This window comes from Nonomuraea sp. NPDC049607 (assembly GCF_040675375.1).
In the GTDB taxonomy this organism is placed as follows: domain Bacteria; phylum Actinomycetota; class Actinomycetes; order Streptosporangiales; family Streptosporangiaceae; genus Nonomuraea.
Genome location: NZ_JBFAOV010000009.1, coordinates 145,584 through 168,533 on the forward strand (window position 1 = coordinate 145,584; position 22,950 = coordinate 168,533).

21 protein-coding genes are annotated in these 22,950 nt (G+C 71.9%); 11 read left to right on the top strand and 10 right to left on the bottom strand.

Features of this window, described 5'->3' with window-relative positions; genetic code table 11:
* Positions 1-41 precede the first annotated feature (41 nt).
* A complete protein-coding gene (locus tag AB0J97_RS19995) occupies positions 42-3,095 on the top strand; it encodes a glycoside hydrolase family 3 N-terminal domain-containing protein (RefSeq protein WP_364090638.1) in 3,054 nt (1,017 codons plus the stop codon).
* Positions 3,096-3,169: 74 nt separating this feature from the next.
* Here AB0J97_RS19995 and AB0J97_RS20000 read toward each other — a convergent pair whose 3' ends face one another.
* Entirely contained in the window at positions 3,170-3,544 is a 375-nt protein-coding gene (locus tag AB0J97_RS20000; RefSeq protein WP_357698546.1) for a VOC family protein, read from the bottom strand.
* A gap of 51 nt (positions 3,545-3,595) precedes the next feature.
* Here AB0J97_RS20000 and AB0J97_RS20005 point away from each other — a divergent pair, with 51 nt between their 5' ends.
* Positions 3,596-4,162 carry a thioredoxin family protein gene (locus AB0J97_RS20005; RefSeq protein WP_357698548.1) on the top strand — a complete coding sequence of 189 codons (567 nt, stop codon included), beginning with the start codon at positions 3,596-3,598 and terminating at the stop codon, positions 4,160-4,162.
* Positions 4,163-4,183: 21 nt separating this feature from the next.
* Here the strand turns inward: AB0J97_RS20005 and AB0J97_RS20010 are convergent, their stop codons facing one another.
* Entirely contained in the window at positions 4,184-4,504 is a 321-nt protein-coding gene (locus tag AB0J97_RS20010) for a hypothetical protein (RefSeq protein WP_364090641.1), read from the bottom strand.
* 138 nt (positions 4,505-4,642) lie between these two features.
* On the opposite strand from AB0J97_RS20010, the gene AB0J97_RS20015 reads away from it, so the two are divergent.
* Positions 4,643-5,137, top strand: coding sequence for a carbonic anhydrase (locus AB0J97_RS20015; protein WP_364090644.1), 495 nt, complete (start codon positions 4,643-4,645; stop codon positions 5,135-5,137).
* On the opposite strand, the gene AB0J97_RS20020 is transcribed toward AB0J97_RS20015, so the two are convergent.
* The 3 genes from AB0J97_RS20020 to AB0J97_RS20030 form a co-directional block, all read right to left on the bottom strand.
* Positions 5,118-6,137, bottom strand: coding sequence for a cytochrome d ubiquinol oxidase subunit II (locus AB0J97_RS20020; protein ID WP_364090647.1), 1,020 nt, complete (start codon positions 6,135-6,137; stop codon positions 5,118-5,120). The two genes, AB0J97_RS20015 and AB0J97_RS20020, sit on opposite strands and share 20 nt — an antisense overlap.
* Before the next feature lie 2 nt (positions 6,138-6,139).
* On the bottom strand, positions 6,140-7,495 hold the full coding sequence (locus AB0J97_RS20025; RefSeq protein ID WP_357698555.1) for a cytochrome ubiquinol oxidase subunit I: 1,356 nt from the start codon (positions 7,493-7,495) through the stop codon (positions 6,140-6,142).
* 678 nt (positions 7,496-8,173) lie between these two features.
* Positions 8,174-10,240, bottom strand: a complete 2,067-nt coding sequence (locus tag AB0J97_RS20030) for a DNA topoisomerase IV subunit B (RefSeq protein ID WP_357698558.1) — start codon at positions 10,238-10,240, stop codon at positions 8,174-8,176.
* Positions 10,241-10,487: 247 nt separating this feature from the next.
* On the opposite strand from AB0J97_RS20030, the gene AB0J97_RS20035 reads away from it, so the two are divergent.
* Positions 10,488-10,718: a hypothetical protein gene (locus AB0J97_RS20035; RefSeq protein ID WP_125639804.1), complete on the top strand. Its 231-nt coding sequence runs from the start codon at positions 10,488-10,490 to the stop codon at positions 10,716-10,718.
* Positions 10,719-10,802: 84 nt separating this feature from the next.
* Here AB0J97_RS20035 and AB0J97_RS20040 read toward each other — a convergent pair whose 3' ends face one another.
* The gene (locus AB0J97_RS20040) at positions 10,803-11,504 is read right to left on the bottom strand and encodes a GNAT family N-acetyltransferase (RefSeq protein ID WP_364090652.1); all 702 of its coding nucleotides are present in this window, start codon (positions 11,502-11,504) and stop codon (positions 10,803-10,805) included.
* Positions 11,505-11,564: 60 nt separating this feature from the next.
* On the opposite strand from AB0J97_RS20040, the gene AB0J97_RS20045 reads away from it, so the two are divergent.
* A complete protein-coding gene (locus AB0J97_RS20045; RefSeq protein WP_364090655.1) occupies positions 11,565-12,311 on the top strand; it encodes a peroxide stress protein YaaA in 747 nt (248 codons plus the stop codon).
* 65 nt (positions 12,312-12,376) lie between these two features.
* Here AB0J97_RS20045 and AB0J97_RS20050 read toward each other — a convergent pair whose 3' ends face one another.
* The 3 genes from AB0J97_RS20050 to AB0J97_RS20060 form a co-directional block, all read right to left on the bottom strand.
* Positions 12,377-14,035, bottom strand: coding sequence for an RNA polymerase sigma factor (locus AB0J97_RS20050; protein ID WP_364090660.1), 1,659 nt, complete (start codon positions 14,033-14,035; stop codon positions 12,377-12,379).
* A 242-nt stretch (positions 14,036-14,277) separates the two neighbouring features.
* Entirely contained in the window at positions 14,278-16,368 is a 2,091-nt protein-coding gene (locus tag AB0J97_RS20055; protein WP_364090663.1) for a SpoIIE family protein phosphatase, read from the bottom strand.
* Positions 16,369-16,574: 206 nt separating this feature from the next.
* Complete coding sequence (locus AB0J97_RS20060; protein ID WP_357698569.1) at positions 16,575-17,144, bottom strand: HhH-GPD-type base excision DNA repair protein; 570 nt, start codon at positions 17,142-17,144, stop codon at positions 16,575-16,577.
* A gap of 141 nt (positions 17,145-17,285) precedes the next feature.
* On the opposite strand from AB0J97_RS20060, the gene AB0J97_RS20065 reads away from it, so the two are divergent.
* From AB0J97_RS20065 to AB0J97_RS20090, 6 genes are all read left to right on the top strand, one after another.
* The gene (locus tag AB0J97_RS20065) at positions 17,286-17,510 is read left to right on the top strand and encodes a hypothetical protein (protein WP_357698572.1); all 225 of its coding nucleotides are present in this window, start codon (positions 17,286-17,288) and stop codon (positions 17,508-17,510) included.
* Positions 17,511-17,651: 141 nt separating this feature from the next.
* A complete protein-coding gene (locus tag AB0J97_RS20070) occupies positions 17,652-19,142 on the top strand; it encodes a hypothetical protein (RefSeq protein WP_364091049.1) in 1,491 nt (496 codons plus the stop codon).
* An 11-nt stretch (positions 19,143-19,153) separates the two neighbouring features.
* On the top strand, positions 19,154-19,924 hold the full coding sequence (locus tag AB0J97_RS20075; protein ID WP_364090670.1) for a thioesterase family protein: 771 nt from the start codon (positions 19,154-19,156) through the stop codon (positions 19,922-19,924).
* Positions 19,925-19,945: 21 nt separating this feature from the next.
* The gene (locus AB0J97_RS20080; RefSeq protein ID WP_364090673.1) at positions 19,946-20,701 is read left to right on the top strand and encodes a 5-oxoprolinase subunit PxpA; all 756 of its coding nucleotides are present in this window, start codon (positions 19,946-19,948) and stop codon (positions 20,699-20,701) included.
* Complete coding sequence (locus tag AB0J97_RS20085; protein ID WP_364090676.1) at positions 20,698-21,309, top strand: allophanate hydrolase subunit 1; 612 nt, start codon at positions 20,698-20,700, stop codon at positions 21,307-21,309. Before AB0J97_RS20080 ends, AB0J97_RS20085 begins: the two co-directional genes overlap by 4 nt.
* The gene (locus tag AB0J97_RS20090; RefSeq protein WP_357698584.1) at positions 21,306-22,139 is read left to right on the top strand and encodes a biotin-dependent carboxyltransferase family protein; all 834 of its coding nucleotides are present in this window, start codon (positions 21,306-21,308) and stop codon (positions 22,137-22,139) included. The genes AB0J97_RS20085 and AB0J97_RS20090 overlap by 4 nt, the downstream gene beginning before the upstream one ends.
* Here the strand turns inward: AB0J97_RS20090 and AB0J97_RS20095 are convergent.
* The gene (locus AB0J97_RS20095) at positions 22,117-22,932 is read right to left on the bottom strand and encodes a PhzF family phenazine biosynthesis protein (RefSeq protein ID WP_364090681.1); all 816 of its coding nucleotides are present in this window, start codon (positions 22,930-22,932) and stop codon (positions 22,117-22,119) included. The genes AB0J97_RS20090 and AB0J97_RS20095 overlap by 23 nt on opposite strands.
* Between the last annotated feature and the right edge of the window lie 18 nt (positions 22,933-22,950).

A 22,950-nucleotide genomic window follows, 5' to 3' on the forward strand; every position in this document is an offset into this window, starting at 1 on the left:
ACGATCCCTTCGTGAGAGCGCTCTCTCTGCTGGGAGGTAACGTGTTCCGAGCCAGACCATCGTTATGGACGGCCCTCGCCCTGGTCGCCTCGCTGGCCGTCGTCCCGCCCGCCGCCCAGGCGGCGGCCGAACCGCGTACGGTCACCGACTTCGAGTCCGACGGCGTCCCCCAAGGCGTGTCCGCCTGGGGCAACGACGCCCCCTCCACCCCCACGCTCACCGTGCAGCCCGCCCAGGACCGCCCGGACGCCACCGCGGCGAACCGGGCGCTCAAGGCGGTCTACGACGTGAGCCAGTGGGGCGGCTGGTCCCACGACCTGTCCGCCACCCAGGACTGGTCCCCGTACGAGGGCTTCTCGTTCTGGGTGAACGGCACCGGCTCCGGCCAGAAGGTCTTCTTCGAGATCAAGGACGGCGGCGCCGGCGCGGGCGCGTCCGAGCTGTTCGAGTCCTCCTTCACCGACGACACCGCCGGCTGGCGGCAGATCAGGACGCCCTTCGCCGACTTCGTCCGCCGCGCCGACTACCAGCCGGGCGGCGCGCCCACGGACGGCGAGCTCGACCTGGTCGCCATGTGGGGCTACTCGATGCGCCTGCCGGCTGCCTCGGGCACCCTGATCTGGGACGACGTCCAGGTCTACGGCACCGCGCCGCCCCGCCCGGCCCGCCTGTCCACCACCAGGCCCGTCTACACGGTGGACGAGAAGGGCGTCGCCCAGGTCGGCGTCACGCTCACCACGGCCGATGGCGCTCCCCTGCCCGCCGCCCTGACCGTCGACTACGCCACCGGCACCGGCACGGCCACCCCGGGCGCGGACTACACCCCGGCGCGCGGCACGCTGACCTTCCCGGCGGGCACGGCCTCCGGCTCGTCCAGGACGTTCACCGTCAAGACGCTCGCCGACGGCGAGAACGAGGTCGCCGAGACCATCCCCCTCACCCTCTCGGGCTCCGGCGCCAGGCCCCCGGCCGAGCAGCCGGTCATCGTGATCAACGCGCACGGCCTGCCCTACCTCGACACGCGCCGCCCGGTCCGGCAACGCGTGGCCGACCTGCTGGCCCGGATGACCCTGGAAGAGAAGGTCGGCCAGATGACGCAGGCCGAACGCGGCGCGCTGGCCAAGCAGAGCGACATCGCCACGTACGTGCTCGGCTCGCTGCTGTCGGGCGGCGGCTCGACCCCGGCCGTCAACACCCCGGCGGCCTGGGCCGACATGATCGACGCCTTCCAGGCCCGCGCGTTGCAGACCCGCCTGCAGATCCCGCTGATCTACGGCGTGGACGCCGTGCACGGCCACAACAACGTCGTCGGCGCGACGATCTTCCCGCACAACGTGGGCATGGGCGCCACCCGCGACCCCGAGCTGGTCAGGCAGGAGGGGAAGATCACCGCCCGCGAGGTCAGGGCCACCGGCGTGCCGTGGGACTTCGCGCCGTGCCTGTGCGTCTCACGCGACGACCGGTGGGGCCGCGCGTACGAGTCCTTCAGCGAGGACCCCGCCCTGGTCTCCAGGCTGGCCACCATCGTGGACGGCCTCCAGGACAACGGCGTGCTGGCCACCGCCAAGCACTACGCCGGCGACGGCGGCACCGCGTACGGCTCCTCGACCACCGGCGACTACACGATCGACCAGGGCGTCACCAGGACCACCAGGACGGAGCTGGAGGCGCTCCACCTGGCGCCGTTCGCCGAGGCGGTCAGGCGCGGCGTCGGCAGCGTCATGCCGTCCTTCTCCAGCGTGGACTTCGGCGACGGCCCGCTGAAGATGCACGCGCACCAGGAGCTGATCACCGACGTGCTCAAGGGCCGGCTCGGCTTCAAGGGATTCGTGGTCAGCGACTGGCAGGCCATCGACCAGCTCCCCGGCGACTACGCGAGCGACGTGCGCACCTCGGTCAACGCCGGCCTGGACATGATCATGGTGCCGTACGCGTACCCGGCGTTCTTCGCCGCGTTGAAGGCCGAGGCGGAGGCCGGGCGGGTGCCGATGTCGCGGATCGACGACGCGGTCTCCAGGATCCTGACGCAGAAGTTCCGGCTGGGCCTGTTCGAGCGCCCGTACGCCGACCGGTCCGGCATCGGCGACGTCGGCTCGGCGGCGCACCGGGCGGTGGCCCGTACGGCGGCGGCCAGGTCGCAGGTGCTGCTGAAGAACGACGGCGCCCTGCTGCCGCTGAGCCCCACCGCCAGGCTGTACGTGGCCGGCTCGAACGCCGACGACCTCGGCGCCCAGGCGGGCGGCTGGACGATCACCTGGCAGGGCTCCACCGGCCCGATCACCCCGGGCACGACGATCCTGCGGGCCGTCCGGGCCCGCGCCGCGTCGGTCACCTACTCGGCCGACGCCTCCGCGCCGCTCGCCGGGCACGACGTGGGGGTCGTGGTGGTGGGCGAGAAGCCGTACGCGGAAGGGGTGGGCGACGTGGGCCGCGCCGGGCGCACGCTGGAGCTGTCGGCGGCCGACCGGGCCGCGGTGGACCGGGTGTGCGCGGCGATGAGATGCGTCGTGCTGGTCGTGTCGGGGCGTCCGCTGGCGCTGGGCGACCTGACGGGCGTCGAGGCGGTGGTGGCGTCCTGGCTGCCGGGCACCGAGGGCTCAGGGGTGGCCGACCCGCTGTTCGGGGCCGTGCCGTACACCGGGCGGCTGCCGTTCACCTGGTTCCGGACGGCCGCGCAGGTGCCCGTCAACGTGGGCGACGCCGCCTACGACCCGCTGTGGCCGTACGGGTGGGGCCTGCGGACCGATCGGGCGCGGGACCGGCTCAGGGCCGCCCGTGACACGCTCGCCGGCGGCGACGGACCGTCCAGGGCCGCGGCGGCGGCGCTGACCCTCGCGCTGGGCGAGCGGGCGTGGCACGCCGACGGCTCGGTCCGCGACGCGCGCGCCGTGCTGGCCGCCGTGGGGACGTCGGCCTCGCTGCTCGAACGCTCCCGCACCGACTCGGCGGCCGTGGACGACGCCGTGGTCTCGGTGGCCAGGGACGTCGCCCAGGCCACGGGCAGGCGCTTCGACCTTCAGGCGGCGGCCGACCACGAACTGGCCTCCGGCCGCCCGCGCAAGGCCGTGGACCTGCTGGCCCAGGCGGCCCGCTGACCGCGCGCCCGCCCCGCTTCGGTGCGGGGCGGGCGCGTGCTCCCGCCTTGCTCCGGGACGGGACAGGCGCCCGCTCAGTCCTTGCAGAGGCAGAACGGGTGGCCGGCGGGGTCGAGGAAGACCCGGAAGCTGTCGTCCTCGCTCGGCTGCCGCTCGTGCTTGGTCGCGCCGATCTCCAGCACCTGCCGCTCGGCCTTGTCCAGGTCGGTGACCGTGACGTCGATGTGGAGCTGCTGCGGCCGCTCGCCGTCCGGCCACGTCGGCGGCCGGTGGCCGGGGACGCGCTGGAAGGCCAGGCGCTTGGGCGAGCCGCCGTCCTCGACGACCACCCAGTCCTCGTCCTCGTACGTGACGGGCCAGCCGAGCAGCCGAGAGTAGAACTCGGCGAGCGCCCGCGGCTCCGGGCAGTCGAGGACCGTCGTGCGGAACTCCGCGATGCCGTCCATCATTCACCTCCTGGACTTGTTTCGCCGGCGTCCCCGCCGACGAGAATGAAGGTCATGGCTGCCAACTCGTACATGGTTCCCCTGGGCGCGCCCGCGCCGTCCTTCGACCTCACCGCCATCGACGGCGGCAGCGTCTCGCTCGCGGACCTCAAGGGCTCCCCCGCCACGCTGGTGGTCTTCCTGTCCAACCACTGCCCCTACGTACGGCACATCGAGACGGGCCTCGGAGCGCTGGCCGCCGGCTACGGCTCCAGGCTGTCGGTGGTGGGCATCTGCAGCAACGACAGCGTGAACTACCCGGACGATGATCCCACACACCTGGCCGAACAGGCCCGGCGTGCGGGGTTCCCGTTCCCGTACCTGCTGGACGACACCCAGGACGTCGCCAAGGCCTACCGCGCGGCCTGCACGCCCGACTTCTTCCTCTACGACGGCGAGCTGCGGCTCGTCTACCGGGGTGAGTTCGACGGGTCGCGCCCCGGCAACCCGGTCCCCGTGACGGGTTCCTCTCTCCGGGCGGCGGTCGATGCGCTGCTCGCGGGCGACCCCGTCCCGGCCGACCAGCGCGCCTCGATCGGCTGCGGCATCAAGTGGCGGCCGGGGAACGAGCCCACGGCCTGACCGTGTCAGGCGAAGGCGGCGTCAGGCGGAGGCGGCGGCCTCGATGGCGGCGGGCAACGCGAGCAGCAGTTCGTGCGGCTCACCACCGGTCCACGATCGGATCAGCCCGACCCCGGCCTCGCCCGGGTCGAACTCCTCGCAGCCGAGCGGGCCGTAGCAGCCCGCCTGGTCGAGCATGAGGATGATCGGGTCGTCCTCGGGCAGGCCGGCGGCGTACGCGGCGGTGTCGAGCAGGGCCAGCGCGCATCTGGCGTTGCGCCCGTCGTCGTTGGACTCCACGCGGTCGAGGCGACGCCGGGCCTGAGCGCGGAGATACGCGGCGAGCGATTCGGACCTACTCACGACTGACCTCTTCGACGACGTACAGATGGTGACGACATCATCACTCAAGGTGAGTGTATTTGGTGGGACCTTCGGGAACTCGCGCCAGTCGCCACCCCGGAAAGCATCATCTTTGGGACGTAAGGGAAGATCTGAGGCATGACTGCGTTCGACGACCTCTATGCCGCCAACGCGAAGTACGCCAAGGACTTCGGCGACTCCGGGCTCACCGGCCGCGCAGCCCGCGGGCTGGCCGTGGTGACCTGCATGGACTCCCGCATCGACCCGCTGGGCCTGCTGGGCCTGCAGCCCGGCGACGCCAAGATCCTGCGCAACGCCGGCGCCCGCGTCACCGACGACGTGCTGCGCACGCTGGTCCTGGCCGTGTACCTGCTCGGCGTCGAGCGGGTCCTGGTCATGCCGCACACCGACTGCGGGATGACCAAGGTGACGGACGGCGACGTGCACGAGCTGACCAGCGCCCGCGGGGTGGACACCCGCAGCCTGGAGTTCCACACCGTCCCCGACCAGGGCATGGCGCTCCGGCACGACCTCACCCGCATCCGCACGACGCCGTTCCTGCCCGCCGACATGCCGGTGACGGGCGCGATCTACGACGTCCGCACGGGCCGGCTCACGCCGGTCGCCGACTGACAGCCTCGCCCCGATCGCGCTGGAAGGTTGCGTACAGCCACCACAGCGACGGGACCAGCAGCACCGCGCCGACGGCCAGCGACCCGAGGCTGGCGCCCAGCACCGCGTCGGTGGCCGCGGCGCGGTCGAGGGTCAGGCCGGGGAGCAGCACGGGGTACTGCCCCACGCCCCACCCCCACAGCAGCCCCGTCACGGCCAGCGCGGCGGTGACGCGGACCGCGAGGTAGGCCCGCCGCCACAGCAGCACCAGCGAGGCCAGCCCGGCCGCCACCGACAGCACCAGCAGCGGCAGCGCTCGGCCCGAGGTCAGCTCGGTGAACAGGGCGGGCGCGTCGGCGCGCAGCACGAGCAGGCTCACCACCGCCAGCACGCCGACGACCGCCCCGCAGCCCAGCGCCCGCCGCCGGAACTCCTCGGCCAGATCCTCCTCGCCGCCGCGCCGGGCGTCGCGGGTCAGGTAGACGGCCGCCAGGTACGCGGCCGTGGCGACGCCCAGCGCGCCGACCGCCATCGACGTGGGGTTGAGCCAGCTTCGGACCAGGTCGCCCTTGGCGATGCCGGGCGGCACCCGGCCTGAGGCGATGCCGCCCGCCGCGGCGCCGAGGAAGAACGGGGTCACCACCGAGGAGAAGGCGAAGGTGGCGCCGAACAGCCGCCGCTGCCAGAGCCGCGCGGAGACCTTGCGGAAGGCGAACGCCGCGCCGCGCCCGATCACACCCAGCGCCACCAGCGTGAGCGGGATGTAGAGGGTGGAGGCGACCGAGGCGAACACCGACGGCACGCCGGTCCACGCCAGCACGATCACGAAGATCAGCCACACGTGGTTGGCCTCCCAGATCGGGCCGATGGAGTGCTCCACCAGATCCCGCCGCCGCCGGCCGCGCTCGGCGCCGCCGGCCAGCAGGTCCCAGACGCCGCCGCCGAAGTCCGCGCCCCCGAACAGCACGTACGCCGTCAGCCCGACCCACATGACGGCCAGCATGATCTGCGGCAGCGGCATGGTCACACGACCTTGTAGCCGGTGACGTCGGGCTCCTGCGGCGCCAGCGGCACGGGCACGTCCCGGGACAGGCGGCGCATCACGTACACGGTGGCGACGGTCAGGGCCACGTACACGGCGGTGACCAGCGCGAACCCGTACACCAGGCCGGGCGCGGGGTTGACCGCCTCCGACGTGCGCATCACCCGGAACACGATCCACGGCTGGCGTCCGACCTCCGTGACCACCCAGCCGCTCTCCAGCGCCAGCACGGCGGCCACGCCCGACAGCGCGACACCGCGCAGGAACCACGGCGTTCGCGGCAGGTCACGCCGCCGCTTCCAGGACAGCGCGAGACAGGCCGCGAGCAGCAGCAGCGCGAAGCCCAGCAGCACCATGACCTGGAACCCCCAGTGCACGATGTTGACCGGCGGCCAGTCGGCGGGCGGCACCTCGGTCAGGCCGGCGATCTCGGCGTGCGGGTTCCAGTGGGCCAGCAGGGACAGGCCGTAGGGGATCTCCAGGGCGTACTTCAGCTCGCCGTCCACCGCGATCCCGCCCAGGTGCAGCGGCACGTCGCGGCTCGTCCGGAACACGCCTTCCATGGCGGCCAGCTTGACCGGCTGGTACTCGGCCACGAAGTGCGCGGCCCAGTCGCCGACGCCGATCTGCACGGGGGTGACGGCCGCCGCGACCGTGAGCGGCAGCAGCAGGCCGAGGCGGTGGTAGCGGTCCCGGCGGCCGCGCAGCATGGCGACCGCGTACACGCCGGCCATCAGGAACCCGGCCACCATGAACGCCGCCAGGATCATGTGCACGGTCTGCGGCGGCGTGGCCCGGTTGAACATCGCCGCCCACGGATCGACGGCGACGATCCGGCCGCCCTCCACCCGGTACCCCGTGGGCTGCTGCATCCAGGCGTTGGCGGCCACCACGAAGAACGCGCTGGCCACCCCCGCCAGCACGATCGGGATTCCCGACAACAGGTGCGGGACGGGACGCAGCCGGTCCCAGGCGTACAGGTAGATGCCGAGGAAGATGGCCTCGACGAAGAACGCGATGCCCTCCAGCGAGAACGGCAGGCCGATGACCTCGCCGTACACGCCCATCATGCCCGGCCACAGGAGCCCCATCTCGAACGACAGGATCGTCCCGGACACCGCCCCGACCGCGAACAGCACCCCGAGCGCCCTGGCCCACCGCCGCGCCAGCAGCCGGTAGTTGTTGTCCCCGGTGCGATGCCCCCGCCACTCGGCCAGCAACGTGATGGCCGGCATCCCGACGCCGAGACAGGCGATGACGATGTGCCAGCCGAGCGACAACGCCATCTGCATCCGCGCCGCGCCGAGATCCACCGCCGCCCCCGCAGCCAGCCCCATCGAACGCCCCTCCCCCGCGAGCACGCCCCGAGCGCGTGATCGGGGGCCGGCGAGCCACATGAACTCGTCCCTGACCGATTGCCCGCGAAACGGCGGCATCCCGCCCGTACCCACTCGACCCGCGATGACACTAAGCAATCAACCGTTACCGAGAGCAGTCATTCGTGCCGCCCACGACGGGCCTGCAGCCTCGCCCCCGGAAGGGCCCCCACGGCCCCAGAACGCCCCTGGAGCGCCTCGACCTCCGCCCGGACCTCCGAAGCTCTACGAGAGGCCGTAGCGCCGAGGCGTCGCCCCCAGGCCCCCTGAGCGACCGAAGGGGCACCCTCAGGCCTCGACGCCACCGGAGGCGGCATACCCACACCCCCGAGAGCCCCACCCGGCCGCCTCACACGGCGACAACGGGCACGACACACCTCAAGGCCAGCTCGGCTTGACGCCTGCTGACACCAGGCGCATCACCGTGAGGCCCGCGATCCCTCTGGAGCCAGGAACCCTCTGGCGCTCAGGCATTCCGTGGGACCGGGATGTCCTCCGAGAACCGGGCCCCGCGCCGGGGCCGTTTGGAGCCTCAGATTCCCTCTGCGGCCCCGGCCCTCTCAAGGCTGGTGTCCCTCTGGAGCCACCGGGGGCACCCTGAGGCCGGGGCAACCGGCCTCAGAAGGTGCCCGTCCCGGATCAGGCGTCGATGTGGTCGCGGTCGACCTCGGCCGCGCTGCTGACGATGAACTCCCGCCGCGGCGCCACGTCGCTCCCCATCAGCAGGCTGAAGATGGACTCGGCCCCTTCGGCGTCCTCGATGCGCACCCGGCGCAGCACCCGGTGCCGCGGGTCCATCGTGGTCTCGGCGAGCTGGTCGGCGTCCATCTCCCCCAGGCCCTTGTACCGCTGCACCGGGTCCTTCCAGCGCTTGCCCCGCCGCTCCAGGTCGCGCAGGACCTTGTGCAGCTCGGCGTCGGAGTAGCAGTAGATGTACTTCTCCTTGCCGCGCCCCGGGTTGGTGAGCTCGATGCGGTGCAACGGCGGCACGGCCGCGAACACCCGCCCGGCCTCCACCATCGGCCGCATGTAGCGGTGGAACAGGGTGAGCAGCAGGCAGCGGATGTGCGCGCCGTCGACGTCGGCGTCGGCCATGAGGATGACCTTGCCGTAGCGGGCCGCCTCGATGTCGAACGAACGCCCCGACCCGGCCCCCACCACCTGGATGATCGCGGCGCACTCGGCGTTCTTGAGCATGTCGCTCACGGACGCCTTCTGCACGTTGAGGATCTTGCCGCGGATCGGCAGCAGCGCCTGGAACTCGGAGTCGCGGGCCAGCTTGGCCGTGCCGAGCGCGGAGTCGCCCTCGACGATGAACAGCTCGCTGCGGTCGACGGCGTCGCTGCGGCAGTCGACCAGCTTGGCCGGCAGCGCCGAGTTCTCCAGGGCGCTCTTGCGCCGCTGGTTGTCGCGGTGCTCACGGGCCGCGATGCGGGCCTTGGCGGCGGCGACGATCTTCTCCAGCACGGCCCGCAGCGGCTGCTTGAACCCGCGCGGCGGGTTGGCGAACAGCTCCTTGAGCTCGCGCGAGACGACGTGCGAGACGATGCGGGTGGCCGCCGAGGTGCCGAGGACCTCCTTGGTCTGCCCCTCGAACTGCGGCTCGGGCACCCGGACGGTGACCACGCCGGTCAGCCCCTCGGAGATGTCCTCCTTGTTGACCGGGTCGTCGCCGCTCTTCAGCAGCCGGGTCTCGCGCAGCAGCTCGTTGATCGTACGGACCAGGCCGCGTTCGAAACCGGTCAGGTGGGTGCCGCCCTTGGGCGTGGCGATCACGTTGACGAACGAGCGGATGGTCGACTCGTAGCCCTTGCCCCACCGGACCGCCACGTCGACGGTGAGCTCGCGCTGCACCTCGGTGGGTGTCATGTGGCCCTGGTCGTCGAGGACCGGCACGGTCTCGTGGAAGTGGCCCACGCCCTGCAGGCGCAGCACGTCGCAGACGGGCTCGTCGCGGGCCAGGAACTCGGTGAACTCGGAGATGCCGCCGTCGAAGCGGAACTCCTCGCCGGTGCGCTCCTCGCCTCTGCTGTCGAAGACCGCCAGCGTCAGGCCGGGCACCAGGAACGCGGTCTGCCGCAGGCGCACGTGGATCTCGTCGAGCGAGACCTCGGCGTCGGGCAGGAAGATCTGCTTGTCGGCCCAGAAGCGCACGCGGGTGCCCGTGACGTTCTTGGGCAGGCTGCCGCCGATCCGCAGCCCGGACTTCTTCTTGAACTTGGCCGTGGGCCCGTCGCCGTCGAAGACGCCGGGCACGCCGCGCCTGAAGCTGATCTCGTGAACCCGCCCGTCGAGGTCGACCTCGACGTCGAGCCGGGAGGACAGGGCGTTGACCACGGAGGCGCCCACGCCGTGGAGGCCGCCGGAGGCGCCGTAGGAGCCGCTGCCGAACTTCCCGCCGGCGTGCAGCTTGGTGTAGACGAGCTCGACACCGGCCAGGCCGGTCTTGGGGTGGATGTCAACGGGGATGCCGCGGCCGTTGTCCCGCACCTCGATGGAGCCGTCGGCGTAGAGCTCGACCTCGATGCGGTCGCAGTGGCCGGCCAGCGCCTCGTCGACGCCGTTGTCCACGATCTCCCAGAGGCAGTGCATGAGCCCGCGGCTGTCGGTGGACCCGATGTACATGCCCGGCCGCTTGCGTACGGCCTCGAGGCCCTCAAGCACCGACAGGTGACGAGCCGTGTAACCCGCCTCCACTACCGTCACTCTTGCTCCCCTGGTCTAAGCATCGAACACGTGTGCGTAGCCTACCGTTCTTCCCTTAGGCACGCGTACAAGCTTGCCATGGCGACACGTTTGCCGTTACCAACCGGCTGATCGCCATTACTTTCGGACACATTCTGCTCTGGGCGTAGCGAGGCGGAGGTTGGGAACGTCCACGTCCGGTTAGATGTTGTCTCAAGTGACTGACGCCAGATCCTCGCTTCGGCGGGGGTGACCCGAAAGGCGATACGTGACTGGAGCTCTCGCCCCCGTTAAGCCGCTGACGGCCCTCGACCGCTGCGACCGCTGCGGCGCCCAGGCCTACATTCGCGCGACCCTGCCTGTTGGTGGGGAGCTGCTGTTCTGCGCCCACCATGGGCGTCAGCACGTCGCAGCGCTGCGCGAAAAGGGCGCCGACATCCTGGACGAGTCGGCTCGCCTCAGCGAAACCCCTTCAATGAACCCCAACGACGATCGCTGACGCGTTCGTTGTGATCACATAACCTCATATTGCACGTCCAGCTCGGCGATCCCGGCGCACCACGCCGGGGTCGCCGTTCTGCGTTCAGCCGTTCCGCACGCGGTAGTGGTACCGGCCGACGGTCTGGAATCCCTCGCCGCGGTACAAAGCCTGGGCCGCCCGGTTGGGCTCGGTGGTGACCAAATACGCGCTCTTCGCCCCGGCATGCCTGGTCAGAGCACGCAGCACCGTACGCGCGAGGCCGCGCCGCCGGGCGCTCGGCAACGTCGCCATGCAGAAGATCCCCGCCGTGTCGCCCTGCGGCACGACCCGCCCGACCGCGACCGGGACGCCGTCCTCCTCGACGGCCGCGTACCAGGCGGGCACGCCGGTGCAGATGCGGGTGGCCTCCTCCAGGCCGGCGCCGTACCGGCCGTCGACGGACCACCAGGTCTCCAGCCATTCCGGCCACGGGTGGTCCTCGATCCGGACCGGGCCGTGCGGCTCGGCCGGCGGCGAACCGGCCATGATGAGCGTCGGGTCGACCAGCTCGTAGCCTCTGCGGGCCAGCTCGGCGTCCAGGCCGGGCCAGGTGCCGGGGCCGATGGAGAAGGCGCAGCTCTGTCCCCGCTCGCCGTAGAACGCCTCGGCGGCGCCGATCGCGGCGTCGAGGTCGGCGGGGGCGTGCAGGGCCAGCACCGAGTTCGCCCGTTTGGTCACGCCTCCAGCGCCACGCAGCACCCAGCCGTCATGCGAACGCTGTTCGTAGGCCGGCCACGCCTGGTGCACCAGCAGGTCGACATTCATCCGCGCAGCCTAGCCGACCAGCGCGAACACCCTCTGACCGGCCCGTTAGGGTGTGGGGTTGTGCTGATTCTGCTGCCGCCGTCCAAAGGAAAGGCCTCCGAGGGGAGCGGGCCGCCGCTCGGGGAGCTGTCCTTCCCCAAGCTCGACCGTGCCCGCAAGCGGGTCGTCTCCGCGCTCATCCGGGCCTCCAAGCGCCGCGACGCCGCGCAGGTGCTCGGGCTGACGCCCGGCCTGGCGGGCGAGGCGGCCAAGAACACGGCGTTGCGGACCGCCCCCACCCTGCCCGCTGCCGACCTCTACACCGGCGTCCTGTACGACAACCTCGGCCTGAACACCCTGGACGACGCCGCCAGGGCCAGGGCGGAGGAGTCCGTGCTGATCTTCTCCGGCCTGTGGGGCGTGCTGCGCGTCACCGACCAGGTGCCCCCGTACCGCCTGTCGATGGGCGTCAGCCTGCCGCCGCTGGGCGGTCTGGCCGCCTACTGGCGCACCCACCTGGCCAAGGAGCTGGACCGCATACCGGGGCTGGTGGTGGACCTGCGCTCGTCCACGTACGCGGGGGCGTGGCAGCCCGGCGACCGGTCGGTGTCGGTACGCGTCTTCCGTGACGGCAAGGTCGTCAGCCACATGGCCAAGGCCACCCGGGGTGAGATCGCCCGCGTCCTGCTCCAGCAGGAGGAGGCCCCCGGCACCCCCGAGGAGCTGGCCAAGACCCTCGGCAACCTGGGCTGGACGGTCGACCTCACCGAGCCCGCGCGGGCGAACCGCCCCTGGCTCCTCGACGTGCACGTCACCGACCCGGCCTGACGGACGCCGAGACGGCGATCGCCCCGCCCGGAAGGTTCCGGACGGGGCGATCGACGAGGTGGCTCCTAGTCCAGGTAGTCGCGCAGGACCTGGGACCGGGACGGGTGACGCAGCTTGGACATGGTCTTCGACTCGATCTGGCGGATGCGCTCACGGGTGACCCCGTAAACCTTGCCGATCTCGTCGAGCGTCTTCGGCTGCCCGTCGGTGAGGCCGAACCGCATGGACACGACGCCCGCCTCCCGCTCCGACAACGTGTCGAGAACGGAGTGCAGCTGCTCCTGCAGCAGCGTGAAGCTGACGGCGTCGGCCGGCACGATGGCCTCGGAGTCCTCGATGAGGTCACCGAACTCGCTGTCGCCCTCCTCACCCAGCGGGGTGTGGAGGGAGATGGGCTCGCGGCCGTACTTCTGGACCTCGACGACCTTCTCGGGCGTCATGTCCAGCTCGCGGGCCAGCTCTTCCGGCGTGGGCTCGCGGCCGAGGTCCTGCAGCATCTGCCGCTGGACGCGGGCCAGCTTGTTGATCACTTCGACCATGTGGACCGGGATGCGGATGGTCCGCGCCTGGTCGGCCATGGCACGCGTGATCGCCTGCCGGATCCACCACGTGGCGTAGGTGGAGAACTTGTAGCCCTTGGTGTAGTCGAACTTCTCCACGGCCCTGATCAGGCCGAGGTTGCCCTCCTGGATCAGGTCGAGGAACAGCATGCCGCGCCCGGTGTAGCGCTTGGCCAGCGAGACCACGAGCCGGAGGTTGGCCTCCAGCAGGTGGTTCTTGGCCCGGCGGCCGTCTTCGGCGATCCATTCGAGCTCGGCCCGGACGTCGACCGGCAGGCTCTCGGTCTCGCCGCCGCCGAGCTGCTCCTCGGCGAACAGGCCCGCCTCGATGCGCTTGGCCAGCTCGACCTCCTGCTCGGCGTTGAGCAGGGGGACCTTGCCGATCTGCTTGAGGTAGTCCTTCACCGGGTCGGCGGTGGCGCCGGCGGCGGCCACCTGGGCGACCGGGGCGTCGTCGTCGTCGTCGGACAGGATGAGGACCTCGTCCTCGGTCTTGTCCGCGGTGGCGGCGGCGACCTCGGCGGCCTTGGGCTCGTCGTCGGAGTCGTCGTCGGAGTCACCCTCGGAGTCGGAGTCGTCCTCGGCCACGATGTCGTCGTCGACCTCGATGTCCTCGAGGTCCTCCAGCTCCACGTCGCCGTCGAGCTCGAGATCGTCGTCGTCGTCCGCGTCGGTCGCCTTGACGCCCTCGGGTGCCTTCGGCTTGGTCTCGGCAGGCCCAGCGCTGACTTCTGGCTTGGCCTTCTTGGCGGCGGCCGGAGCCGCCTTCTTCGGAGCGGGAGCGGCCTTCTTGGCCGGGGCCGGCTTCTTGGCCGGCTCGGCCTCAGCGGCGCCCACGACCGCGGTCACGGTCTCGGGCTGCTGCTCTTTGGCGGCCGCTGCCGTCTTGGTCTTGACGGGGGCAGCGGTGCGGCGCTTTGCTGGACCACGAGACTTCTTCGGCGCAGCCGAATCCGCGGCGGTCACCACCACGGTCACGCCCTCTTTGCTGAGGTTCCGCAAGAACGCGGCGGCGTGCGACATGGGGATGTCCGCCTCCTCGAAGGCCTGACGGACATCCTCAGACTCGAGGAAACCCTGCGAGCGCCCACGCTCGAGCAGTCGCTGAATGACGGGCTCGTTCAGCTCTTGTGGCTTCGAGCGAGTCGAACTTGCAGGCGACACGAACACCTCTCGAACGAACGCGTGGCGACAATGGACCCAGATGCCCGCTGGGGGCTGTTGCCTCTCTCAGAGATCGGTGAGGCCGTGCGAAGCGCGACGGACCCGACACAGCATTGTGGCACGACCCCGCACTCCATACGGCCACCTCCCGGCGGTTGTCCTCCACCCTAGGCCGACCAAGACAGTAGTGCGTACGTAAGCGGGGCACTGATACCCGAAAGCAACCGTTATGACTGTTTCATTCAGTCACTCTTCGTGGCCGGCGGAACGTGAATTGCGAGCGCGGTAACGTCATCATCCTGTTCATATCCCGACAACATCCGGTCAACCAGGAAGTCCAGCAACATGTGAGGACTACTCACCACCTCAGGCGGCGCTTCGGTCACAACACTGCAAATCTCTGCGAGACCGGCGTCAAGCCCACGCTTCCTGTTCTCCACGAGACCGTCTGAGTAGAGCACTGCGGTGTGTCCCGGGGGCACCACGAACCGGAACTGCCGGCGGCTGGTGGGCCAGCCCAGCGGCGTGCCGGGCTCGGCGTCGCACAGGATCGCCGTGCCCTGGGGCGAGACGAGGACGGGCGGCGGGTGGCCGGCCATGGCCAGCGTGCCCTCGCCGGTGACCGGCTCGACGACCATGTAGGCCAGCGTGGTGACCTGCTCCTCCTCTTCCGTGGCCTCGAAGACCCGGTCGAGGCCGGTGAGCACGGCCGCGGGCGGCGGGTTGGTGAGCGCCAGCGCCCGCATGGCGTTGCGGATGCGGCCCATGCCCGCCGCGGCCTTGACGCCCTTGCCCATGACGTCGCCGACGACGGCCGCGACCCGGCCGTCCTGCAGGACGAACGCGTCGTACCAGTCGCCGCCCACCTGGACGTGGCGGCTGCCCGAACGGAAGCGCTGGGCCAGCACCAGGCCCTTGACCACGGGCAGGCGGTCGGGCAGCAGGCTGCGCTGCAGCGTCTCGGCGGTGCGGTGCTCGCGCTCGAAGAGCGTGGCCCGCTCGACGGCCAGGGCGCACTGCCCGGCCAGGGCCTCCAGGAAGACGCCGTCCTCCTGGGAGATCTTCTGTGGGCGCGTGAACGAGAAGCGCAGCGCGCCGAGCGCCCGGCCGGCGGCCAGCAGCGGCAGGCCCACCCAGGCCCGCTCGTCGCCCTGGCTGATGAAGCCGGCCAGGGCCTCCTCGTCGTCGCCCGCCTCCAGCAACTGGGCCTTCAGCGACTCGGGCGACTCGGCGAAGACCGGACGGCGGCTGTTGACGGCCATCGTCATGACGTTGGAGTGCGACAGCGGGATCTCGTCGCCCGAGCCCTGAACCTCGGGGATGCCCTCGCCGTTGACCAGCTTGAGCGCGGCGCGGTCGGTGTCGAGCAGCGCCACGGCCGAGCGGTCGGCGGCCAGGGCGGTGCGGCCGACGTCGATGATGACCTGGACGACCTGCTCGACCGTGAGGGCCTCGGCCAGCTGGGCCGTGGCGCCCTGGAGCCGGGCGGTGCGCAGGGCGGCGGCGCCGAGCTGGTCGGTCAGCCTGCCGCGCATCTCCTCGGCCTCGCGCTGCGGGGTGACGTCGGTGTTGGCGCCGACCCACTCCACGACCCTGCCGTGCCTGATGATCGGCACCGCGCGCACCTCGAAGTGGCGGTAGCCGCTGGCCCGGGTGCGGACCCGGTAGTTCCACTCGAACATCGTGCGGCCGCGCAGCGCCTCGCGCCAGGCCTCCTCGGTCTGCTGGCGCTCCTCGGGGTGGACGACCTCCAGCCAGCCGTTGGCGAGGTACTCCTCCAGCCCCTGGCCGGTGATCGCGCGCCACTGGGGCGCGTCCTCGACGACGGCGCCCGTGGGCGAGGTGATCCAGACGAGCTGGGACTGCGCCTCGACCAGCGAGCGGTAGCGCTCCTCGCTGCGGCGCAGCGCCTCCTCGGTCTGCCTGCTCTCGGTCACGTCGAGGCCCACCAGCGCGATGGCGCGCAACTCGCCCGCCTCGTCGTGGACCGGCGAGAACGACAACGACCAGTGGCGGGTGTCACCCTCTGCGGAGCGCACCCGCACGCGGCCCTCGGTGACCGGCGCGTCGCTCTCGATGACGGCCTGGACGGCGTGGGTGATGATCTGGCTCAGGTCGGCCGCCAGCACCTCGACCGGCGCACGGCCCACCATGCGCTCTGCGGGCACGCTGACGACGTCGCTGAACACGTCGTTGACCCGCTGGACGCGGCCATCGCCGTCGAAGAACGCGAAGGCGAACTCGGCCTCCGACAGCATGCCCTTGAACAGGGCGGAGTCTGAGATGTCCACATCCGACTCCCGGGGACGGGGAACGGAGGTCTCGGCGCTCATGGTCGGCACCTCCGTCGCGTGCCAGGGTCTCCCACGCGGCACATCTCCATAACTGTGTATCGGCGTAGCGCAGCTCCGGGCGACCGGATTCTGCAGTACATCATCGGCGATGGGCATGCGCTGACGGAAGCCCCCGCCGCCGCCCGGTCGCCATAAGGGTCAACGCATCCTGTCAAAGTCGCTCCACATTGCGCAGCAAGATCAGGTTACTCGCCCTTGGCCGCGCGCTTGGCCTCCTGCTTGGCGGCGCGCACCCGGCCCAGGCTGTCGGTGTCGACCACGTCGGCGACCGATCGGTATGACCCCTCCTCGCCGTAGAGTCCGGCCGCCTCACGCCAGCCTGACGGCTGGACCCCCAGCTGCTTGCCCAGCAATGCCAAAAAGATCTGGGCCTTCTGCTTGCCGTATCCCGGAAGGGCCTGCAGTCGTTTCAACAAGTCTTTCCCGTCGGCCGCGTCGCTCCAGATGCCCTCGGGCCGCCCGTCGTAGTGTTCGACGAGGTAGGCCGCGAGCTGCTGGACGCGGGCGGCCATCGACTTGGGGTAGCGGTGCACGGCCGGCTTCTGCGCGAGGAGCGCGGCGAACGCCTCGGGATCGCAGGCGGCGATCTCCTCGGCGGTCAGGTCGTGCCCCAGCCGCTCCGAGATGGTGTACGGCCCAGTGAACGCCCATTCCATGGGGATCTGCTGGTCGAGCAGCATGCCGACGAGCAGGGCGAGCGGGCTGCGGCCGAGGAGCTCGTCTGCCTCGTCCCGCTGGGCGAGCTGGATGCGCATGGAAACAGCTTTGCACGAGAAGCGAACACAGGCGCCGCAGAGCCTTGACACAAGGCCGAGAAAAGATGAAATGGGATCGCAAGTCACCCTGCATACGTTCCTGGGGGTTTGCTCCCGGGTCTCCAGAGGAATCTCACATCTATGCTCGCTCTGGCCACACGCTTCCTCAAGGAGCCGGTCAGTCTCCGGCTGGCCGAAGAGTTCCTGACCGTACCCGTGGACACCATCGACCGGTGCGTGGCCGACGTGTGCGCGTGCGCCGAGCATCTCGGCGTCCCGGCCACGCCCGAGGTCGTGGAACGCATCGCCCGCGAGCACCTGCTCGCCATCGTGAACTCCGCCCCGCCGCCCCGAAGTCCCCGCTGATCGCGGTTCCACCGATAACATCGGGGTCACCAGGCCGAGTTCTCTTCGCCGTTTGCGCCTGGAATACGAGAGAGTGAGGGCGTGCGCCGACACCGACGAGATCCCCGGGAGAGCAGCCCGCCCGACGACGTGTTCCAGGAGATGGTGCAGGCGGCCCGCGAGCTGCTCGCGGTGCGCAGCCCTCTCGACGCGGAGCTGATGGTCTCAGACATGATCGGGGCCTGGTGGGGCAGGCGGGTCAGGGGCGGTGACGTGGAGCAGGTCCTCGGTGAGGGCCTGGTCGACTACGCGGCCAAGGCCGGCACCCCGGCCTCCCTGACGCTGCTGGTGTGCCTGGCCTACCTGGGCACCGCCCGCCAGGGCGCCAAGGCCGAGGGCGCGGCGCTGGCGATGATGGAGTCGGGCGTGGCCAGGCCCGGATGGGCCGACAAGGTCGGCGCGGTCAAGCCCACCGGCTGCTACGTCTCCCGCGACGCCTACGGCGACCAGGACACGGTGATCTGCACGTTCGCCTATCGCTGGAACGAGGCATCGGTGCCCAGCGACCGGCACGCGCTGGTCGTGGTCGTCGACCACAACATGAGCGGGATGGCCCGCGACGCGTGGGTGTCCTCGCACGTCGACAACCTGCTGGAGCAGGCCAGGGCCGAGGCGGCGGGCAACCCGATGCTGCTGTTCGAGGAGATCCAGCCCGAGCAGGCCAGGGCGCTTCTGGAGTCGGCCATGAAGGCCACCAGGGAGCCCAAGACGCCGCCGCCGGTGAGCGAGAGCTACAGCGCCTACCACGCCTTCGCCCGGGCCCGGCTCAAGGCGCTGCCGCCGGGCCGCAAGCGTCCGGCGCCGCTGCACATCGAGGCGCCCTACAGCCGCGAGCGGCGGGCCATGCTGGCCGCCGAGTTCCTCGCCTCCGACGCGGCCGAGCACCTGTCGGACCCGTCGGCGGCCTCGCGCTGCGCCGACCACATCATCGACTACGGCTGCGAGCGCGACTTCAACCGGCCGCTGCGGGTCAGCCCGACCAAGTGCGAGACGTTCCTGCTCGACTGGCTGCCGCGCAAGGTGATGCTGAGCGTGGCCGAGCAGGAGGCGATGCCGCACGTGCTGTCGGCGTGGGTGCGCTTCGCCGCGCGCCGCACCGGGCTGCCCGAGCAGGGGCTCAAGGCCACGCTCGACGCGGTGTGGGAGGCCACGGGCAAGTTCCCCGAGGCCTACCGCGACCCGACGTCGTTCGGGCTCGACCGGCCGCTGCTGGAGCGGCTGCTGCCCGACGGCGACCTGTCGGCGCTGGCCAGGCGGGTGTTCGCGTTCCCGTATCTGCAGGGCCGGCACAACGGGATCGACCTCGACCGGCTCAACCCGGCCGACGAGGCCGACCGGCGCACGTTACTCGAGATCGACCACGACGGCGTGATCGACCAGGAACACCTGGCCTGGCACGAGGAGATCGCGACCCGGCTGTGGGACGGCGACCCGCCGCAGCTGTGGGAGGCCGCCCAGCGCCTGCTCGACCTCGGCCACGACCGCCACGACGTGCTCCACGTGCTGATCGAGATCGCCGAGCGGATCGGCGGCGACCCCGACGAGCTGGCCGCGGCGCTCGACGACATAGCCGACATTCCCGACGAGATCTAGAGTTCGTCCCCATGTCGATGTACCGCAGGCTGGCCCATGGGCGATATCTGGCCTCCGAGCACACCCAGGGGCCGTGGGACCCGGGCACCCAGCACATGGGCCCGGTGGCCGCGCTGATCGCGCACGAGCTCGACCGCACCGCGCCGCGGCCCGGCCTGGCGCTGTCCAGGCTGGCGGTCGACGTGTTCGCCCCGGTCCCCGTCGCCGAGCTGGAGGTCGTCACCGACGTCGTCCGCGACGGCAAGCGGGTGCAGTGCCTGTCGGCGGCCGTGCTGTCCGGCGGGCGGGAGTACGCCAGGGCCACCGCGTGGCGCATCCGCGAGACGGACACGTCCGCCACCCCGGCCGCGCAGCCGCCCGCGCCCGTGCCGCCGCCCTCGCCAGAGCACGCGGAGTCCTACCTGGTGTCGGGCTTCGGCTACGGCAGGGCGTTCGACTGGCGGTTCGCCGCCGGCGGCCCGATGCTGACCGGCCCGGCCACGGTGTGGGGCAGGCTGACCGTGCCGCTGGTGGAGGGCGAGGAGATCACCCCGTTCGAGCGGCTGGCCGCGTTCGCCGACAGCGGCAACGGCGTGAGCCCGGCCGTCGACTTCGCCACCCACCTGTTCGTCAACGTCGACCTGACGATCTCGCTGTTCCGCACCCCGGTCGGCGAGTGGACCTGCATGGACGCGGCCACCGCGATCGGCCCGTCCGGCCGCGGCCTGACCCGGACCACCCTGTACGACGAGCGCGGCGAAGTCGGTGCGGCGACTCAGACGTTGTTCGTCGCGCCGAGGTAGCGCTGCCGCCATGATGGGGGGATGGCGATCGACCTCAACGCCGACCTCGGTGAGGGTTTCGGCATCTGGCGGCTCGGCGACGACCTCGCGCTGCTCGACATCGTCACCAGCGCGAACGTCGCCTGCGGCTTCCACGCGGGCGACCCCGTGACGATCAGGCGCACGTGCGCGGCGGCCGTCGACCGCGGCGTGTCGATCGGCGCGCAGGTGTCCTACCGCGACCTGGCCCACTTCGGCCGCAGGGAGATGGAGGTCGAGCCCGAGGAGCTGTGCGCCGAGGTGCTCTACCAGCTCGCCGCCGTCGACGGCATCGCCAGGGCGATGGGCGGCCGGGTGTCCTACGTCAAGCCGCACGGCGCCCTGTACAACCGCATCTGCCGCGACAAGGTGCAGGCGGCAGCGGTGATCGGCGCCGTCGCCGACTACGACCCCTCGCTGCCGGTGCTGACGCTGCCGGTGTCGGTGGTGCACGAGGTGGCCGCGGCGGAGGGCGTCCCGACGGTGGGCGAGGGGTTCGCGGACCGGGCCTACACGGCGGCGGGGACGCTGGTGCCGCGGCGGGAGCCCGGGGCGGTCGTCCACGACGCGGCCGAGGTGACCGCGCGGGCCCGCCAGATGGCCCTGGAAGGCTCCGTGACGGCCGTCGACGGCAGTACGGTGTCGGTCGACGCCCGTTCGCTGTGCGTCCACGGAGACACGCCTGGCGCCGTCGGGCTGGCCCGTGCGGTGCGCAACGACCTGCTGGCGGCCGGAGTGGTCCTGCAGGCGTTCGCGTGATCCGTACGGCGGGAGAGCACGCGCTGCTCGTCGAGACCGGGTCGCTGGCGGCCTCCCACCGGCTGGACGCGGCCCTGCGCGCCGACCGGCCCGAAGGGGTCGTGGAGATCGTGCCGGGGCCGGAGACCGTGCTCGTGGTGGCTCCCGGCGCGGACCGGGAGCGGTTGCGGGCCCGGCTGGCGGCCGTCGCCGGGCAGGTGGGCGGGCCGCCGGGGGGTGCCGCGGCCGGGCCGGTGGTGACGATTCCCGTCGTCTATGACGGGGCCGACCTCGATTCCGTCGCGTCGCTGGCCGGGATCTCGGCCGAGGAGGTGGTCGCCCGGCACACCGGGCGCGAGCTGGTGGTCGGGTGGCTGGGGTTCGCCCCCGGGTTCGCCTATCTGACCGGGCTCGACCCGGTGCTGGAGCTGCCCCGGCTCGACACGCCGCGCACGTCGGTGCCGGCCGGGTCGGTGGCGGTCGCGGGGCCGTACTCGGCGGTCTACCCGACCGCCTCGCCCGGGGGGTGGCGGCTGCTGGGGCGCACGACCACGCGGGTGTGGGACGTGTCGGCCGATCCGCCGTCGCTGTTCCGGCCTGGGATGCGCGTGCGGTTCGAGCGAGCATGATCGAGGTGATCGCGCCGGGCCCGTACGCGACCGTCCAGGATCTGGGCCGGCCCGGCCACGCCCACCTGGGGGTGCCGCGCTCGGGGGCGGCCGACGCGCCGAGCCTGCGGCTGGCCAACCGGCTGGTGGGCAACCGGGAGGACGCGGCGGGCGTCGAGGTGACGTTCGGCCAGGCGCGGCTGCGCTTCCGCGAGGGGGCGTGGGCGGCGCTGACCGGCGCTCCGGCGGGGGCGCGGATGGGGGTGCCGTTCTGGGTGCCGCCGGGGGGCGAGCTGCGGCTGGAGGCGCCGGAGTGGGGGCTGCGCACGTACGTGGCGGTGCGCGGCGGGATCGCGGTCGAGCCGGTGCTGGGCAGCCGGTCGACCGACTCGTTGTCGGGGCTCGGCCCCGAGCCGCTGCGGGCGGGGACGCTGCTGCCGGTGGGCGGGTTCGCCGTCGAGGACATCTCGGTGGACCTGGCGCCGCCGCCGGGGCCCGCGCCGGCCGTGCTGCGGGTGCTCGCCGGGCCGCGGGACGACTGGTTCGTCCCGGGGGCGCTGGAGGCGCTGTGCGGGGGGCCGTACGCGGTGAGCCAGGACAGCAACCGCGTCGGGGTGCGGCTGCGCGGGCCCGGACTCGCGCGGGCCAGGCAGGGCGAGCTGCCGAGCGAGGGCATGGTCGCCGGGGCGGTGCAGGTGCCGCCGGACGGGCAGCCGATCGTGTTCCTCGCCGACCACCCGCCCACGGGCGGCTACCCGGTGATCGCGGTGGTGCGGCAGGCCGACCTGCCGGTCGCGGCGCAGCTCCGGCCCGGCGACGAGGTGCGCTTCACAACGCGACCCGGCCGCTGACGCAGGTGACCACCGCCCCGCCGACCCACACGTCCCGATCGTCGGCGGTGACGCGCACACGCCCCGCCCGGCCGAGCGCGGTCCCCTGGCCCGCCGTGTACGGCGCCTTCACCCGTCCCGTACGCAGCAGGAACTGGGCCAGCGACGCGTGCAGGCTGCCGGTCACCGGGTCCTCGACGTCGGGGGCGAAGACGCGCACCTCGTAGGCGTACGGCGAGCCCTCCCGGCACGGCCCGGCCACGCCGACCATGTGCTCGATCGCGCCCGGCCGCAGCTCCAGCACCTCCTCGGCGGCGGCCAGCAGCACGACCACCCAGCCGGGCCCGTTGTCGGCCCACTCGACGGCCAGCATGCGGTCGCGTCCGATGCGCAGGCTCTCGGCGAGGCGCTCGGCGAGCTCCTCCTCCACCGGCCCCGACCGCACCAGCTCGGGGGCGGCGAAGGCGAGCCCCTCGTCGGTCCTGCGCACCCGGATCAGCCCGGCGCCGCACTCCTGGACGACCTGCGCCTCGTCGCGCGGCCGCCCGCCCGCCTCCAGCCAGGCGTGGCAGGTGCCCAGCGTCGGGTGCCCGGCGAACGGCAACTCGCCGCTCCCGGTGAAGATCCGGACCCGGTAGTCGGCCTCGGGCACGGTCGGCGGCAGCACGAACGTCGTCTCGGACAGGTTCGTCCAGGCGGCGAAGCGCTGCATCTCCTCGGTGTCCAGCCCCTGGCCGTCGAGCACGACCGCGAGCGGGTTGCCTCGATAGGGGACGGAGGTGAACACGTCGACCTGACGGAATGCACGTTGCATACGCGCAGTCTCGCCGAC

What these genes read in the sequence shown, in the direction of transcription:
- AB0J97_RS20000 (WP_357698546.1), bottom strand. Translation starts at nt 3,544, where the DNA reads ATGATGGACGGCATCGCGGAGTTCCGCACGACGGTCCTCGACTGCCCG.
- AB0J97_RS20005 (WP_357698548.1), top strand. Translation starts at nt 3,596, where the DNA reads ATGGCTGCCAACTCGTACATGGTTCCCCTGGGCGCGCCCGCGCCGTCC.
- AB0J97_RS20015 (WP_364090644.1), top strand. Translation starts at nt 4,643, where the DNA reads ATGACTGCGTTCGACGACCTCTATGCCGCCAACGCGAAGTACGCCAAG.
- AB0J97_RS20020 (WP_364090647.1), bottom strand. Translation starts at nt 6,137, where the DNA reads ATGCCGCTGCCGCAGATCATGCTGGCCGTCATGTGGGTCGGGCTGACG.
- AB0J97_RS20025 (WP_357698555.1), bottom strand. Translation starts at nt 7,495, where the DNA reads ATGGGGCTGGCTGCGGGGGCGGCGGTGGATCTCGGCGCGGCGCGGATG.
- AB0J97_RS20040 (WP_364090652.1), bottom strand. Translation starts at nt 11,504, where the DNA reads ATGAATGTCGACCTGCTGGTGCACCAGGCGTGGCCGGCCTACGAACAG.
- AB0J97_RS20055 (WP_364090663.1), bottom strand. Translation starts at nt 16,368, where the DNA reads ATGAGCGCCGAGACCTCCGTTCCCCGTCCCCGGGAGTCGGATGTGGAC.
- AB0J97_RS20060 (WP_357698569.1), bottom strand. Translation starts at nt 17,144, where the DNA reads ATGCGCATCCAGCTCGCCCAGCGGGACGAGGCAGACGAGCTCCTCGGC.
- AB0J97_RS20065 (WP_357698572.1), top strand. Translation starts at nt 17,286, where the DNA reads ATGCTCGCTCTGGCCACACGCTTCCTCAAGGAGCCGGTCAGTCTCCGG.
- AB0J97_RS20070 (WP_364091049.1), top strand. Translation starts at nt 17,652, where the DNA reads ATGGTGCAGGCGGCCCGCGAGCTGCTCGCGGTGCGCAGCCCTCTCGAC.
- AB0J97_RS20075 (WP_364090670.1), top strand. Translation starts at nt 19,154, where the DNA reads ATGTCGATGTACCGCAGGCTGGCCCATGGGCGATATCTGGCCTCCGAG.
- AB0J97_RS20080 (WP_364090673.1), top strand. Translation starts at nt 19,946, where the DNA reads ATGGCGATCGACCTCAACGCCGACCTCGGTGAGGGTTTCGGCATCTGG.
- AB0J97_RS20090 (WP_357698584.1), top strand. Translation starts at nt 21,306, where the DNA reads ATGATCGAGGTGATCGCGCCGGGCCCGTACGCGACCGTCCAGGATCTG.
- AB0J97_RS20095 (WP_364090681.1), bottom strand. Translation starts at nt 22,932, where the DNA reads ATGCAACGTGCATTCCGTCAGGTCGACGTGTTCACCTCCGTCCCCTAT.